This window comes from Brevibacterium iodinum ATCC 49514 (assembly GCF_900169265.1).
GTDB lineage: Bacteria > Actinomycetota > Actinomycetes > Actinomycetales > Brevibacteriaceae > Brevibacterium > Brevibacterium iodinum.
This window is the reverse complement of record NZ_FXYX01000006.1, coordinates 29,670-44,837: the sequence shown is the minus strand read 5'-3', so window position 1 is coordinate 44,837 and position 15,168 is coordinate 29,670. Positions and strand designations below refer to the sequence as shown.

The window sequence follows — 15,168 nt, the reverse complement described above, 5'->3', positions numbered from 1 at the left end:
TCACTTCGTCTTCGGGATGGGCGGGGGTACGGCATATGATGGTGAAATCAATCCACAGACTCCGAAACCATCCTGCATGCACAATTCCTCTCAGACCGAACCCGCCCAGGGCACGACCCAGGGCTTCGCCCACGCAAAGGCGATCCTGTTCGGCGAACACGCGGTTGTCTACGGCTCTCCGGCCGTCGCAGTGCCATTGCACGGGCTCGGAGTCCAGACCGACATCCGCCGGTCCCCGCATCAGGAGACCCGGATCGAGAGCCAACTGTTCTCCGGAAATGCACAGACCGCTCCGGAGCCGATGGGCCCCGTCGTCGCCGGTCTCAACGCCGCGCTGAAGGCCGCCGGGAACCCCGACGCCGAGGTGGAGCTGCTCATCCGTTCGGCGATCCCCCACAGCCGGGGCTTGGGTTCGAGTGCAGCCGTGGCCACCTCCGTGGCCCGCGCGGTCGCGAACCTGCATGCGACGGTCTTCGACGAGAACACCCTTCACGAGATCGTGCAGGCGGCCGAAACCGTCGCCCATGGCCGACCCAGCGGCATCGACGCCTGGGCCGTGGCCAAACCCGCTCCCATCCGCTTCCAGACCGGGTGCGCCCAGACCATCGACGTCGGTCAGCGCCTCGTCTTCGTCCTCGCGGACTCCGGTCACCACGGGTCCACCGCCGAGGCGGTCGGCGGGGTCCGTGCCCGCCGTGACGCCGATCCTGTGCGCATCGGCGGGATGATCGACCGTCTCGCCGAAATCACCGATTCCGCCGTCGACAACATCCGCTCCGGTGATCGCGGGGCGATCGGCGCGCTGATGAATGAAGCCCATGGACTGCTCGGCAGCCTCGGTGTGTCGACTCCGACCCTCGATTCCCTCGTGGATGCCGCCACCGCGGCCGGAGCCTGGGGCGCCAAACTCACCGGCGGCGGACTCGGCGGCTGCGTGCTGGCCCTGGCCGATGACGATGATTCGGCCGAGGAGCTCGCCGAGGCCCTGCGCAAGGCGGGAGCACCCCGCACCTGGACGACGGAGGTCAGACCGACATGAGAACGACGACGGCGCGGGCCTACCCGAACATCGCCCTGGTGAAGTACTGGGGCAAGGCCGATGAGGAGCTCATCCTGCCCGCTGCGGGCAGTCTGTCGCTGACCCTCGACCATTTCGAGACCACGACCACCGTGGTGCCCGCCCCGGACGCCGAGAACGATGTCCTCGAACTCGACGGCGCACTCGCCGATGCCGGTCAGACGGACCGCATCTCCACTTTCCTCGACCATGTCCGCGCCCTGGCCGGACGCGATGATCGGGTCCTCGTCCGGTCCCGCAACTCCGTGCCCACGGGTGCCGGTCTGGCCTCCTCGGCGTCGGGCTTCGCAGCTCTGGCGACGGCCGCCTCCGCGGCGTTCGACCTCGACCTCGGCGCCGAAGATCTCAGCCGACTGGCCCGCCGCGGTTCGGGGTCGGCGTGCCGCTCGATTCCCGACGGCATCGCCGTCTGGCACGCCGGCGACGACGCCGCCTCCTTCGCCGAGACCGTTCCCGCTCCGGATATGCGGATGATCATCGTCACCGTCAATCGGGCGAGGAAGGCCGTGTCCTCCCGCGAGGCGATGCGCCTGACGGCCGCCACCTCCCCCTTCTACTCGGGTTGGGTGTCCTCGACCGAGGACTACCTCGAGCAGATGGTCGCCGCGTGCGCGGCCGGGAACTTCACCCGCATCGGCGAGATCACCGAATCCCACGCCCTGCGCATGCACGGACTCATCCAGTCCACCGTGCCGCCGATCCGGTTCCTCAATCCGACCAGCCACGCGATCTTCGACGCCGTGGCCGAAGCCCGCGAGTCGGGGATCGAAGCCTATTCGACCGCCGATGCCGGCCCGAACGTCGCCGTCATCGTCCGTCCCCATGACGCCGAGGCGCTGGCCGAGAAGCTCTCCGGCTTCGGCGACGTCCGCGTCGTCGGACCGGGACCGGGAGCCCACCTGCTCACCGACGCTGACGCAGTCCCGCCCGCAGACGCAGTGAACCAGGCTGCGGGTGAGGGCAGCCGGGCATGATCGAGACCCGGGCACCCGGCAAGCTGTTCATCGCCGGCGAGTACGCCGTCGTCGAGCCCGAACAGCCCGCCGTGCTCATCGCCGTCGACCGGTGCATCACCGTCCGGCTGACCGAGAGCGAAGGCGCCGGTCGCATCCATTCGAGCGAATACGGTCAGGCTCCCGTCGTGTGGCGGCGCGAAGACGATGGTGAGCACATCATCGTCGACGAGCGCCCCTTCGACTATGTGCTCTCGGCGATCTCCACCGTTGAAGAGCTGCGCTCCGGCCGGGGTGCCAGCCCCCGCTACTTCGATCTCGAGATCTCCAGCGAACTCAATGACTCAGATGGCCGGAAGTTCGGGCTCGGCTCCTCGGCGGCGGTGACGGTGGCGACGATCGCCGCTCTCGATGAGTTCTATCGCCTCGGGCTGACCCTGACCGAACGCTTCAAACTCGCTGTCCTGGCGACCATCGCGATCTCCACAAAGGCCTCCGGCGGCGATCTTGCAGCGAGCACCTTCGGCGGCTGGATCCGCTACTCCTCCCCCGACCGTGCAGCCCTGCACGCTCACCGCGAGGCCCACGGGGTCGTCTCCGCCATGAGCTGCTCGGAATGGTCGGGCTGCTCAGCCAGGCGGGTCACCCCACCGAGTTCGCTCGACCTCCTCGTCGGCTGGACCGGATCACCGGCGTCGACCGAACACCTCGTCACACGCGTCCGCACCCCGCGCGAGCAGGCATCCGAATCCTCTGCCGGACCGACCGCGGCAGCGCAGAAAGCGCGCCCGCTCGTGTCCTTCGCCGCAGAGTCCCACACCCTTGTCGACGATCTCGTGGCGGCCTTCGACGCCGACGATGCCGAGGCGAGCCTGACCACGATCCGCTCCGTGCGTGCCCTGCTGCGGCGACTGAGCGACTCCACGGGCAGCCTCATCGAAACCGAGGCCCTGCACGATCTGTGCGAGATCGCTGAAACCCACGGTGCCGCAGCGAAGCCCTCGGGAGCCGGCGGCGGTGACTGCGGAATCGCCCTCGCTCACTCCCACACCGAAGCACAGACCATTCTCAGCGGCTGGGAAGCCGCCGGAATCCGACCCCTGGACCTCGGTGCTCACCGAGAGGAAGGCGAGATCGATGAGTTCTGAGACCCCGGCATCAGTTGAGACACCGGAGACCAAGGCCTCACGGGCCTCCCGCAAGGACGACCACGTACGCCTCGCCTCGGCGCAGCAGACGGAAGGCCCCCGCCGCACCGACTTCGACGACCTCGAGTTCGTCCACCATGCACTTTCGGGCACGAACCCCGAGCTTGTCGACCTCAGCGTCGAACTAGGCGAGTGGACCTGGCCGACGCCTTTCTACGTCAACGGCATGACCGGCGGCACGGAGACCACGGCGAAGATCAACCGGGACCTGGCCATCGCCGCCGCCGAGACCGGTCTGCCCATGGCCTGCGGATCGATGAGCGTGGCCCTCGACGACGCCGAAGCGGCGAAGGGCTTCACCGTCATCCGCGAGGAGAACCCGGACGGCTTCGTCATGGGCAACCTCGGTGCCGGTCGCAGCGCCGATGATGCCCGGCGGGCCGTCGACCTGCTGAACGCCGATGCCCTCCAGCTGCACATCAATCCGGTGCAGGAGACCGCGATGCCCGAAGGCACCCGCGACTTCTCCACCTGGCTGTCCGGCCTCGAGGACATCGTCGCCGCCTGCCCCGTTCCCGTCGTCGTCAAGGAGGTCGGATTCGGACTCAGCCGCCGGACCCTGCGGCTGCTCGCCGATATCGGAGTCCAGTACGCCGACGTCTCCGGCGCCGGGGGCACGGACTTCCTGCGCATCGAGAACGATCGCTCACCGGTCGAGGACTTCTCCATGCTCACCGGCTTCGGTCAGTCGGCCCTGGCCTGCCTGCTCGACGCCCCATCCGAGTGGACCACCGAGACGACGATGGGCGACGGCGTCTCGAACCGCGTGCTGCTGGCCTCCGGCGGCGTGCGCAACCCCTATGATGTCGTGAAAGCACTGGCCTGCGGTGCTCGCGCCGTCGGCGTCGCCGGCACGTTCCTGCAGACCGTGCTCGACCACGGTCCGGGGGGACTGGTCGAACTCGTGCGCACCTGGCAGACTCAGACCTCGGCTCTGTTCGCCCTGCTCGGGGCGCAGCGGTCCACGGACCTCACGGCCACGGACCTGCTCACGCGGGGCCGCCTCGGCGAGTTCGCCCGCCTGCGCGGAATCGACGTCACCGCGCTCTCGCACCGATCCGACGTCCTTTCGAGGAGGAATCAGCTGTGAATCAGCAGACCACGATCACCGGGATCCCTACTACGTGGGTCGGTCCCCTGCGGGTCAGCGGCGAAGCGCTGGCGCCGAGTGGCACCCACACCGAGGTGGCCGTGCCCCTCGCAACGTACGAGACCCCGCTGTGGCCCTCCGTCGGCCGCGGGGCGTCGATCTCCCGTGAGATCGAGGGTGGGATCCGCACCGTCATCGTCGATGAGCGGATGACCCGGTCCGTGCTATTCGTGGCCGAATCCGCGATCGGCGCCGAGGCGGCCGCGCAGGCCATCCGTCACCGCACCCGCGAACTCGAATCCGTTGTCGAGGCCGGGTCCGGCCATTGCCGGCTCATCGAGATCCACCCCGAGATCGTCGGGAACCTGCTCTTCGTCCGGTTCGCCTTCCGCACGAACGACGCATCGGGCCACAATATGGTCACCCAGGCCTCGGACTCCCTCATGGACACCATCTTGTCCTGGCAGCTGGGCCTCGACTATGGCTCGGTGTCCGGCAACTACTGCTCGGACAAGAAGGCCACCGCGGTCAACGGGATCCTCGGACGCGGACGCAATGTCGTCGCCGAGATCGTCCTGCCCCACGAGGTCGTCGAACGTCGCCTGCGTACGAGCGCTGAGAAGATGGTCGAACTCGTCGTGCGCAAGAACCTCGTCGGATCGACGATCGCCGGCGCCCTGCGTTCGGCGAACGCCCACTATGCGAACATGCTGCTCGCCTTCTACCTGGCCACCGGTCAGGATGCGGCGAACATCGTCGAAGGCTCGCAGGGCATCACCTATGCGGAGAACCGCCCCGAGGGCCTGTACTTCTCGACGACGCTGCCGCACCTCATCGTCGGCACCGTCGGCAACGGCAAGGATCTGCCGCATGTCGACGAGGCGCTGGAGCGTCTCGGCTGCCGGGAGGATCGTGAGCCGGGAGCGAATTCGCGTCGTCTGGCCGCGCTCATGGCCGCGACCGTGCTCTGCGGTGAGCTCTCACTGCTCGCCGCTCAGACGAACCCCGGCGAGCTGATGGACACTCACCGCCAGATGGAACGCAAGGCTGATGAGCAGCGAGTTGCCGAGACTCAGCGAGAGGACGGCGAAGCCGCATGACATCACACACTGCTGCGGGCACTGTCACGATCGGCATCGACGACATCGAACTGGCCACGAGCCATCATGTCGTCAGGCTCGATGACTTCGCCGAGGCGAACGGCACCGATCCGAACAAGTTCCGCCTCGGCCTCGGCCAGGACGAGTTCAGCTTCCCGGCACCCGATGAGGATGTCGTGACCATGGCCGCCGCGGCCGCCGCGCCCATCATTCAGCGCAGCGGGACCGAGGGCATCCGCACCCTGCTGTTCGCCACCGAATCGGGAATCGACCAGTCGAAGGCCGCCGGTATGGCCGTGCACTCGCTGCTCGACCTGCCGTCGCAGATGCGCGTGGTCGAGTTCAAGGAAGCGTGCTATTCGGCGACTGCGGCTCTGCAGGCCGCCGTCGGCATCGTCACGCGCTCTCCCGGCCAGCGAGTGCTCGTCATCGCCTCGGATGTCGCCCGCTACGAGCTCGACACCCCGGGTGAGCCCACGCAGGGCGCCGGTGCGGTGGCGATGCTGGTGTCCGCGGATCCGAAGCTGCTAGAGATCGAACCGGTCTCGGGTCTGAACTCGGCCGATGTCGACGACTTCTGGCGCCCGAACGATTCGACGACCGCGATCGTCGACGGGGCCCTCTCGGTCACCGCCTACCTCGATGCGCTCACCGGCGCATGGTCCGATCTGGCCGCGCAGGGCGGACCGGCCATCGCCGAGATCGACCGCGTGCTCTACCACCAGCCGTTCACGAAGATGGCGAAGAAAGCACAGGTCCACCTCGCCGGACTCACGGGTGAGGATCTCGATACGGAGATCGTCGAGGGCGCCGGCGATGCCGGCGCTGCCGATGCTGGCACGGCTGCCGCCAACTCGGCCGCTGCCTCGGGCCCGGCCGCTGCCGCCGGTGCCGATAACTCTGTTGCCACTGGTCCGCGCGATACGGGACTGGCCACAAGCACTCTGTACAACCGGCGACTCGGCAATTCCTACACCGCTTCGCTCTATGCCGGACTGTGCTCACTGCTTGATCACGATGAAGATCTTGCCGGCAAGCGCATCGGACTGTTCAGCTACGGATCGGGCAGCGTCGGCGAGTTCTTCACCGCCCGCGTCGTCCCCGGCTACGCAGAGCATTCTCACCGACAGGCCGTCACCGAGGCCCTCGACGCCCGGGTCCCGCTGTCCATCGACGCGTATCGCGCGCTCCACGCCGCCGAGTTCTCCAGCGCCGACGACGTCTCGACTCCGAAGGTGACCGCGGGACCGTTCCGCTTCGCCGGGATCAAGGGCCGCGCCCGCCACTACGAGCGCGCCTAGGCGGCTCACCCGACACTTCACGCACTGCGTTCGGCCCAGTTTGGGGCGAACAGCCCATGTTTGAAACTGGGCTGCTCAACTCAAACTGGGCCTTTCGCGAGTTTTGGTACAGGTTTCTTCGAAGGGCTCACTTTGCTCCCTGAGCCATTCGAAGAAACCTGTACCATTTCGCGTTCGACGGCCGCCGAACCCCTCTTCAACCGACCGCAGGCACGACGAAGCCCCTCACCTTGACCCTCTCGGGACCCGGTGAGGGGCTTCTCGTTCGCTGTGCGCGAGGGGGGACTTGAACCCCCACGACCTTGCGGCCACTGGCACCTGAAGCCAGCGCGTCTACCAATTCCGCCACTCGCGCGAACAAGGTAAAACTCTAGCATCGGAGTTGGCGAAACTGAAAACCGAGGAAGCCGAATCGAGGCAAACGTGTCCACCTTCACATTTTCGCCCCGCGCGGCCGCGCGCCCTCGCCCCGCACAGCCGCACCCGCTCACCCCGCGCACGGGCCCACCTGCACCGCGCGTACTGCCTCGTTCTTCCCTGGACGCGCGCAGGGAATCCCGGCACAGCTTCGCCCCACGAACACGCGTGACGTGAGTTGAGAGCCTCACCGCGTTAGGATTGGGTGTTGATGTGCCCAGAGTGCACGTGATCAGGACCACCTGGTCAGAGCACTCAAAGACGCTAGGCGAAGAGTTCGTCCGGCGACGGCAACACCTGGTGAGGAGGTGCCATGGGGTTACTCGATCGCTTCGAGAAGGGGCTGGAGAACGTCGTCAACGGCGCCTTCGCCAAGGCTTTCAGATCCCAGGTCGAACCCGTCGAGCTCGCCGGAGCCCTGCGCCGTGAGGCCGACAACAAGGCCGCCGTGGTCTCCCGCGGTCGCACCCTGACGGCCAACCACTACGTCATCGAGCTCTCGCAGACCGACCACGACCGACTCTCCGGACTCGAGTCCGAACTGCGCTCCGATCTGCGCCAGGTCGTCGGTGACCACGCCGTCGAACAGGCCTACAGCTTCGTCGGTCCCGTCTCCGTCGAATTCGCTCTCGCCGACGACCTCGACACGGGAATGTACCGCGTCGTGTCCTCGACCCAGCGTCCCGACGGATCTCCCGCCGCTCAACCGGCCAACCGCGGCGGCTACGACCCGATCTCACGGGCGAATCCGATCGTCGGCGAGTCCCCGAACTCCGGTTCCCGACCCGCGACCCCGCGCCGCACCCCCGAACCCGCCCGTTCGGCTCCGCCCCCAGCCGCGACCTCGCGGCCGAACACTGCCTCCCGTCCAGCACCGGCGCCGGCACCCGCGCGCTCAATCGAAGCCAGCGTCACCATCGACGGTCGCACGCAGATGCTGCGCCAGGGCACGAACACCTTCGGCCGATCCTCGTCGAGCTCGGACTTCGTCATCGACGATCCCGGCGTCTCACGACGTCACTTCGAGATCGTCGTCGAAGGCGACCGTGCCGTGGCCAACGACCTCGGTTCGACGAACGGCACGCTTCTGCACGGACGCAAACTGACAACGGCGACCCTGTCCGACGGCGATGTCCTCCTCGCCGGAGAGGCCGAGGTCCACTACAACGAGCGGGATGCCCAGTGAGCGAATTCACCGTCACCGTCTTCCGGTTGGCATTCTTCGTCATCCTCTGGCTCTTCGTCCTCGGAGTCGCCGGAGTCCTCCGCCGCGACATCTTCGGCCCCCGGAAGGCCCGCGCCGGAAAGAAAGCTCGCCGAGGCGGCTCCAAGTCCGCCCCGCCGCCACCGTCGCGGCCGGCTCCCGCACCTCGTCCGGCGGCCGCCCCGGTTGCCCACGCCCATCCGGGCACCATCCGCATCACCGACGGCCCCTTGGCCGGGCAGACGCTGATGCTCTCGGGAGCGCCCGTGACCTTCGGCCGAGCTCCCGACAACACGATCATCATCAATGACGACTTCGCCTCCAGCCATCATGCGCGGATCTCGGCGAAGAACGGAGCCTGGATGCTCGAAGACCTCGGGTCGACGAACGGCACCATCGTCGACGGCTCGCGCATGACCGGGCCCATCCAGCTGGCCATCGGCACCCGGATCACCATCGGACATACGACCCTGGAGACCCAATCGTGACGACCGGCGGTACCATCACTCTCCGTTCGGCAGCCCGGTCTCATACCGGGCTGGTGCGTAAGAACAACCAGGACTCCGGCTATGCGGGACCCAATTTCCTGCTCATCGCCGACGGAATGGGCGGTCACGCCGGCGGAGATGTCGCCTCGGCGATCACCGTGTCCCGCCTGGCCGAACTCGACCGCGAACCCGGAGGCGAGGACGCCCTCGAACTCCTCCGCACCTCGATCCTCGAAGCCAATGACCGCATCTGCCGTGGTGTCGGCGAACAGCCCGAACTCGCCGGAATGGGCACCACCGTCACCGCTGTTCTGCGCGCGACCGGCAACCGCTTCGCTCTCGCCCATATCGGCGACTCGCGCGGCTATGTGCTGCGCGAGGACAAGCTCCAGCCGATCACCCACGACCACACGTTCGTGCAGATGCTCGTCGACGAGGGCCGGATCACCCCCGAGGAGGCCGAGACCCATCCCCAGCGCTCGGTGGTGATGAAGGTCCTCGGCGATGTCGGGGCCTCTCCCGACCTCGATCTGTCCCTGCGCGAGGCCCAGGTCGGCGACCGCTGGATGCTGTGCTCGGACGGTCTGACCGGATTCGCCGATATCGACGACATCGCCCGCGTGCTCAAAGAGGTCGCCGACCCGGACGAGGCCTGTCGTCAGCTCATCGACCTGGCATTGGCAGGAGGCGGTGCCGACAATGTCACCGTCGTCGTCGGCGATGTCCTCGAAGGCGAAGTCGAGACCACCGAAGGCGTGTCCGTCGGCTCCGTCCACCTCAATCCGCGCTACGCCGCGATCGGTGCGAATCCCGACACCGAGGTGGCCGTCGACACCGAAGCCCATGAGACCTTCCCCGACGGCGATGTCTCCGCCGACACCGCACCGATCCACACCGTCGACGGCGAGGACCGCGAAGCTCGGGACGGCACCACTAAGCCGCTGCGGACCAACACCGCTGCCGAGGCAGAAGAGGAGGCCGACCTCGATGATGAGGTCGAGAAAAGGTCCTACCTCGGATGGATCATCACCGCCATCGTGATCGTTGCGCTGGCCGTCGGCGGATTCTTCGCCTTCAACTACGTCAGCCACCAGTACTATGTCGCCGATGACGACGGCAAGGTCTCCCTCTATCGCGGTCTCGACACGACGCTCGGGCCCATCGAACTCAGCCACCTCGTCGACACCACGGACATCGCGGTCGGCAGCCTCAACAGCTACTCCCAGGACCGTCTGCGCGGATCGATTCCCGCCGGGTCACGCGATGAGGCCGATCGCATCATCGACAATCTGCGCAAGGAGTCCGATCGCTCCTCCGGCATGTCCGGCGATGTCGAGGACTCGACGAGTCCGAGCGACCCGGCTCCCTCACCTCCGGATTCGAAGTCTGCCGACCCCAGTGACGCCATCACCCGGGAGTCGCAGTGATGAACCAGGCTCCCTCGCAGACCGCGCGCCCCAGACCTTACCGCCTGGCCGAGCTCGGTCTCCTGATCCTGGCTATCGCCGTCGCCACCAGTGCCTATGCTCTGGTCGGCCTCGGCGTCGAAGACACCATCCCGGCCAATGTCTACGGCTATGCCGCATGGCTGGCGGCCCTCGGCGTCATCCTCCACATCATCGTGTGGATCAAGGCGAAATACGCCGATCCCGTGCTCGTGCCGATCGCTGTGCTGCTCAACGGACTCGGCCTGGCCATGATCTACCGCGTCGACCTCGGCCGCAAGGAATACCTCGGTTCAGGCATGACCCAGCTGGTGTGGATGACACTCGGCGTGGGTCTGGCCATCGCCGTGATCTTCGTCGTCCGCGACCACCGCTGGCTGCGCCGCTACACCTATGTCTCGGGCTTCGCCGCCCTGGTCTTCCTCCTGTTGCCGCTGATCCCCGGCCTCGGCAAGACCATCAACGGTGCGCGCATCTGGGTCGGCGTCGGCCCCCTGTCCTTCCAGCCCGGCGAGATCGCGAAAATCCTGCTGGCCATCTTCTTCGCCGGCTACCTCGTCACCTACAAGGACCAGCTCGTCGCCGCCGGGCCGAAGATCCTCGGCATCCGGTTCCCCCGACTCCGCGACTTCGGACCCATCGTCGTCGCCTGGGTCGCAAGCGTCGGCGTCCTCGTCTTCGAACGCGACCTCGGCACCTCCCTGCTCTTCTTCGGCCTCTTCGTCGCCATGCTCTACGTGGCCACGTCGAAGGTCTCGTGGATCATCCTGGGCCTTGGATTCTTCTCTGCCGGCGCGGTTGCGGCGACCTTCCTCTTCTCCCACGTGGGGCAGCGTGTGTCCGGTTGGCTAAATGCGCTGACCGCCGAGGAGTACAACAAGACTCCCGGTGGTTCCTACCAGCTCGTGCAGGGCCTGTTCGGCATGTCCAACGGCGGACTCATCGGCACCGGTTTCGGTGAGGGCCGACCGAACATGGTTCCCTACGCCGAATCCGATTTCATCTACGCCAGCTTCGGAGAGGAGATCGGGCTGGCCGGACTCTTCGTCATCCTGCTGTGCTACCTGTTCATCTTCCAGCGCGGAATCCGCACTGCTCAGCAGCTGCGTGACGGCTTCGGCACTCTGCTGGCCACGGGCCTGTCGTTCACGATCGCCCTGCAGGTCTTCGTCGTCGTCGGCGGCGTCACGCGCCTCATCCCGCTGACGGGTCTGACCACGCCGTTCCTCGCACAGGGCGGCTCCTCGCTCATCGCGAACTGGATGATCATCGCCCTGCTGCTGCGGATCTCGGACAACGCCCGGCGTCCCGTGGAGGAATTCCACACCGGAGTGCTCACCATCACCGAGGATCCCGAACCCGTTCCCGCGGGTACCCGCGCCAAGGACACGGCCGCCTCGGCGCTCACCGTCGACGAGGATGCCCCCACGACGAACCTGCCGCCGGCAGACTCCCGCGTGTTCGACGACGAAGCCCCGACCACGAATCTGCCGCCCGCGGGCGCACGGCCCCGCGGCCAGGCACCGAACGACACCGATGCCACCGACCAACGACCCACCGGAGGTGAACGATGAAGAAGCCATTGACGCATATCGCCGTCGTCGGATTCGTCATGTTCGCGCTCCTGTTCGGGTCGACGAGCTGGGTGCAGTACGTGACCGCGGATTCGCTGAACAACAATCCGCTGAACAACCGGCGGATCCTCGACCAGCTGGCCCGTGATCGCGGTCCGATTCTCGTCGACGGCACCCCGATCGCCTATTCGGAGCCCGTCGACGACAAGTACAAATACCAGCGCAAATACGGTTCGGACAACCTCGATCCGCGCGCCTACGCCTCGCTGACCGGCTACTATTCCGTCGTGTCCGGGGCCTCGGGGATGGAACGCGCCTCCGGCGACTACCTCTCCGGCGATTCCGACGCCCTGTTCTACGACAAGGTCGGCAGCTTCTTCACCGGTGAGCAGCCCCGCGGCGCCGCCGTCGAGCTGACGATCGACCCGAAGGTGCAGCAGGCGGCGTGGGACGGGCTGGGCAACCAGAACGGCGCCGCCGTGGCTCTCGACCCGAAGACCGGGAAGATCCTGGCCATGGCCTCGACCCCGGGCTGGGACCCCAATGCCCTGGCCAGCCACGACGCGACCGAAGCCAGCCAGGCCTACAAGAACCTCGAAGCCGCCGACGGCAAACCCGCCTACAACCGCGCTATCGGCGGCAACCTCTACCCGCCCGGCTCGACATTCAAGGTCCTCGTCGCAGCGGCCGCCCTGGAATCCGGGGACTACGAGCCCGATTCGCAGCTCAACGGACCCGCCACGCTCGATCTGCCGCAGACGACGGCGACGATCGGCAACTCGCATCCCGGTGCCTGCCGTAACGGGGGCAAGCCGACCCTGGCCGATTCGCTCGCCGAATCCTGCAACACCTCATTCGCCTCCCTGGGCATGGACCTCGGAGAAGACGCAATCGCGAAGCAGGCCGAGAAGTTCGGCTTCGGCGAGGATCTCGAGATCCCTCTCAATGTCACCCCGTCCTCCTTCCCGTCCGACCTCAATCCGCCGCAGCTGGCTCAGTCCTCGCTCGGTCAGTACGAGGTCAGGTCGACTCCGCTGCAGATGGCGATGATGACCGCGGGAATCGCCAACGGCGGCAAGATGATGAAGCCCCAGCTCGTCGACAGGGTGCTCAATGCGAACACCCTCGAGCCGATCTCCGAGACCCGACCGAGCCAGGTGTCCCGCCCCGTGTCCGGAGGTACGGCCGACAAGCTCACCGACATGATGACCGGTGTGGTCGAGAACGGCACCGCCTCGGTGGCGAAGATGGGCGATACGAAGGTCGCAGCGAAGACCGGCACCGCCCAGCACGCCACGGGCGCGGCACCCCATGCCTGGTTCATCTCCTTCGCCCCCGCCGACGACCCTCAGGTCGCGGTCGCGGTCGTAGTCGAGAACGGCGGAAACGCGGGCAATGAAGCTTATGGTGCGACGGTCGCAGGACCGATCGCGAAGAACATGATGGAAGCGGTGGTCGAGAAATGAGACCCGTCGAAGGCACCCTGTTGGGCAACCGTTACAAACTCACCTCCCGTATCGCCGTCGGCGGCATGGGAGAGGTCTGGAAGGGTGTGGACTCCGTGCTCGGCCGCGAGGTCGCGGCGAAGATCCTCAAGGACGAGTACCTCTCCGAATCGACCTTCCTCGCCCGGTTCCGGGCCGAAGCCCAGAACATGGGCCGAGTCTCCGACCCGGGAATCGCCGGCGTCTACGACTACGGTGACGAGCAGGGTTCGCCCTACCTCGTCATGGAATACGTCCCCGGTGAGGCTCTGTCGGCCATCATCGAGCGCAGTGCACCCCTGTCCGAGACCGATACGCTCTCCATCGTCACACAGGCCGCTCAGGCCCTCGGCGCCGCACACAAGGTGGGCGTCATCCACCGTGACATCAAGCCCGGCAACATCCTCATGACCCCGGACTTCCGGGTCAAGATCACGGACTTCGGCATCGCCCGAGTCACCGATCAGGCACCGCTGACGAAGACCGGGCAGGTCATGGGCACCGCCCAGTACCTCGCCCCCGAACAAGCCACCGGAAAGGGTTCGGGACCCGGTTCCGACCTCTATGCCCTGGGCATCATCGCCTATGAGGCCCTGGCCGGCCAGCGTCCTTTCACGGGAGACTCGCAGGTGGCCATCGCCATCGCCCAAGTGAATCAGCAACATCCGCCGCTGCCGGACACGGTCTCCGAACCGCTGCGCCGCTTCGTCGACTGCCTGCTGGAGAAGAAGCCCGAACGCCGTCCCTCGGATGCCTTCAAGGTCGCCAAGGCCGCCGAGGCGCTCTCGGCCGGGGACATCGCCGGCGCGGAGGAGCTCGTGCCGCAGATGCGACACGGAGCCGCGGCGTCCGAAGCCCTGACCCAGGTCTTCAACAACCCCGAACCGGCGGCCACGACGAAGACCCTGCCCGTCACCGCCTCGAACGATGCGACCCAGGTGTACCCGAACGGTGCCGCCGCCGGAATCGTCGGCGCTGGTGCCGCCGGTGCCGGAGCCGCCGCGGCGAATACGGGACAGATCGATCCCAACGATCCGCAGAATCAGGATCTGGAGAAGGACAAGCAGTCGAACAAGGGCCGCGTCCTCATCTGGATCCTTGCGATCATCGCTCTCATCGCGGTCGGTTCCCTGCTGTGGTTCTACCTCGGCGGAGGCAATGCCGAACCCGAACCGGAACCGTCGACCTCGGCGCCCACTTCAGAGGCGACGAAGACGATCGAGATCGATAAGAACGATTACATCGGACTCACGGAATCCTCGGCGACGCAGAACCTCGAGAACAAGGGACTCGAGGTCGAGACGACCGACATCAACTCGGACCGGGCGGCCGGAACCGTCGCCGACGTCGGCGAGGGCGACAACGGTTACACCTTCGAAGAGGGTGACACCGTGACCCTCTACATCTCCGCCGGTCCCGCCGAGCAGCCCGAAAAGCCGGCCTCGGACTCCGGATCCGATTCGGGCCTGGGCAACGACTCGGAGTCGACCTCGGATTCCGGTTCCTCATCCGATTCGCAGGATCAGGGTTCGAACTCCGGTGACAACGGCTCGACCTCCGATCAGGAGTCCTCGAGCTCGTCGAGTTCGTCGTCGGACTCCGAGACGTCGAGCGAATCGGACTCCTCATCGTCGATGGACACGTCAGGCGAGTCGGATACCTCGAGCTCCGGCGATTCGGCCGACACCTCCGGAGGCTCCAACCCGAACAGCGGCAATGACGGGGCGGGCAGCAATCAAGGCTCGTCGAGCGGTTCGAGCGCGGAGGCCGGCGGCAACCCGAACGGAAACAACGGCAATGAATAGACATTGAGCGATTCAGAGCAG

Annotated in this window: 12 protein-coding genes and 1 tRNA gene; 12 read left to right on the top strand and 1 reads right to left on the bottom strand. The window is 66.7% G+C overall.

All coding sequences use genetic code 11. The annotated features are described in order from the left end of the window. Window positions 1-76: 76 nt before the first annotated feature. Genes mvk through BI49514_RS06405 form a run of 6 tightly spaced genes read left to right on the top strand, consistent with a single transcriptional unit; the run spans window position 77 to window position 6,730 of the window. Complete coding sequence (mvk, locus tag BI49514_RS06430) at window positions 77-1,039, top strand: mevalonate kinase (RefSeq protein ID WP_167443995.1); 963 nt, start codon at window positions 77-79, stop codon at window positions 1,037-1,039. Then, complete coding sequence (mvaD, locus tag BI49514_RS06425) at window positions 1,036-2,052, top strand: diphosphomevalonate decarboxylase (RefSeq protein ID WP_101545306.1); 1,017 nt, start codon at window positions 1,036-1,038, stop codon at window positions 2,050-2,052. The genes mvk and mvaD overlap by 4 nt, the downstream gene beginning before the upstream one ends. Beyond that, on the top strand, window positions 2,049-3,179 hold the full coding sequence (locus BI49514_RS06420) for a phosphomevalonate kinase (RefSeq protein WP_101545304.1): 1,131 nt from the start codon (window positions 2,049-2,051) through the stop codon (window positions 3,177-3,179). Before mvaD ends, BI49514_RS06420 begins: the two co-directional genes overlap by 4 nt. Further along, window positions 3,169-4,329 (top strand): type 2 isopentenyl-diphosphate Delta-isomerase, encoded by a 1,161-nt coding sequence (gene fni / locus BI49514_RS06415; RefSeq protein WP_101545302.1) that lies wholly within the window; start codon window positions 3,169-3,171, stop codon window positions 4,327-4,329. Before BI49514_RS06420 ends, fni begins: the two co-directional genes overlap by 11 nt. Next, a complete protein-coding gene (locus BI49514_RS06410; RefSeq protein ID WP_101545301.1) occupies window positions 4,326-5,429 on the top strand; it encodes a hydroxymethylglutaryl-CoA reductase in 1,104 nt (367 codons plus the stop codon). The genes fni and BI49514_RS06410 overlap by 4 nt, the downstream gene beginning before the upstream one ends. Then, window positions 5,426-6,730, top strand: a complete 1,305-nt coding sequence (locus BI49514_RS06405; protein WP_101545299.1) for a hydroxymethylglutaryl-CoA synthase family protein — start codon at window positions 5,426-5,428, stop codon at window positions 6,728-6,730. The genes BI49514_RS06410 and BI49514_RS06405 overlap by 4 nt, the downstream gene beginning before the upstream one ends. 271 nt (window positions 6,731-7,001) lie before the next feature. On the opposite strand, the gene BI49514_RS06400 is transcribed toward BI49514_RS06405, so the two are convergent. After that, window positions 7,002-7,085: transfer RNA gene (locus BI49514_RS06400), tRNA-Leu, on the bottom strand. A 375-nt stretch (window positions 7,086-7,460) separates the two neighbouring features. Between BI49514_RS06400 and BI49514_RS06395 the strand changes: the two genes are divergently transcribed. From BI49514_RS06395 to BI49514_RS06370, 6 genes are read left to right on the top strand one after another with little or no spacing between them, the layout of a single operon-like run. Beyond that, window positions 7,461-8,333 (top strand): DUF3662 and FHA domain-containing protein, encoded by an 873-nt coding sequence (locus tag BI49514_RS06395; protein ID WP_101545297.1) that lies wholly within the window; start codon window positions 7,461-7,463, stop codon window positions 8,331-8,333. Then, window positions 8,330-8,839 carry an FHA domain-containing protein FhaB/FipA gene (locus BI49514_RS06390; protein ID WP_101545295.1) on the top strand — a complete coding sequence of 170 codons (510 nt, stop codon included), beginning with the start codon at window positions 8,330-8,332 and terminating at the stop codon, window positions 8,837-8,839. The genes BI49514_RS06395 and BI49514_RS06390 overlap by 4 nt, the downstream gene beginning before the upstream one ends. 53 nt (window positions 8,840-8,892) lie before the next feature. Continuing rightward, window positions 8,893-10,266, top strand: a complete 1,374-nt coding sequence (locus BI49514_RS06385; protein WP_244195286.1) for a PP2C family protein-serine/threonine phosphatase — start codon at window positions 8,893-8,895, stop codon at window positions 10,264-10,266. Continuing rightward, entirely contained in the window at window positions 10,266-11,858 is a 1,593-nt protein-coding gene (locus BI49514_RS06380; protein ID WP_101545291.1) for an FtsW/RodA/SpoVE family cell cycle protein, read from the top strand. Before BI49514_RS06385 ends, BI49514_RS06380 begins: the two co-directional genes overlap by 1 nt. Then, a complete protein-coding gene (locus tag BI49514_RS06375; protein ID WP_101545289.1) occupies window positions 11,855-13,324 on the top strand; it encodes a peptidoglycan D,D-transpeptidase FtsI family protein in 1,470 nt (489 codons plus the stop codon). The genes BI49514_RS06380 and BI49514_RS06375 overlap by 4 nt, the downstream gene beginning before the upstream one ends. Next, a complete protein-coding gene (locus BI49514_RS06370) occupies window positions 13,321-15,147 on the top strand; it encodes a protein kinase domain-containing protein (RefSeq protein ID WP_101545286.1) in 1,827 nt (608 codons plus the stop codon). Before BI49514_RS06375 ends, BI49514_RS06370 begins: the two co-directional genes overlap by 4 nt. Window positions 15,148-15,168: the final 21 nt, after the last annotated feature.

What these genes read in the sequence shown, in the direction of transcription:
- mvk (WP_167443995.1), top strand. Translation starts at nt 77, where the DNA reads ATGCACAATTCCTCTCAGACCGAACCCGCCCAGGGCACGACCCAGGGC.
- mvaD (WP_101545306.1), top strand. Translation starts at nt 1,036, where the DNA reads ATGAGAACGACGACGGCGCGGGCCTACCCGAACATCGCCCTGGTGAAG.
- BI49514_RS06420 (WP_101545304.1), top strand. Translation starts at nt 2,049, where the DNA reads ATGATCGAGACCCGGGCACCCGGCAAGCTGTTCATCGCCGGCGAGTAC.
- fni (WP_101545302.1), top strand. Translation starts at nt 3,169, where the DNA reads ATGAGTTCTGAGACCCCGGCATCAGTTGAGACACCGGAGACCAAGGCC.
- BI49514_RS06405 (WP_101545299.1), top strand. Translation starts at nt 5,426, where the DNA reads ATGACATCACACACTGCTGCGGGCACTGTCACGATCGGCATCGACGAC.
- BI49514_RS06395 (WP_101545297.1), top strand. Translation starts at nt 7,461, where the DNA reads ATGGGGTTACTCGATCGCTTCGAGAAGGGGCTGGAGAACGTCGTCAAC.
- BI49514_RS06380 (WP_101545291.1), top strand. Translation starts at nt 10,266, where the DNA reads ATGAACCAGGCTCCCTCGCAGACCGCGCGCCCCAGACCTTACCGCCTG.
- BI49514_RS06375 (WP_101545289.1), top strand. Translation starts at nt 11,855, where the DNA reads ATGAAGAAGCCATTGACGCATATCGCCGTCGTCGGATTCGTCATGTTC.
- BI49514_RS06370 (WP_101545286.1), top strand. Translation starts at nt 13,321, where the DNA reads ATGAGACCCGTCGAAGGCACCCTGTTGGGCAACCGTTACAAACTCACC.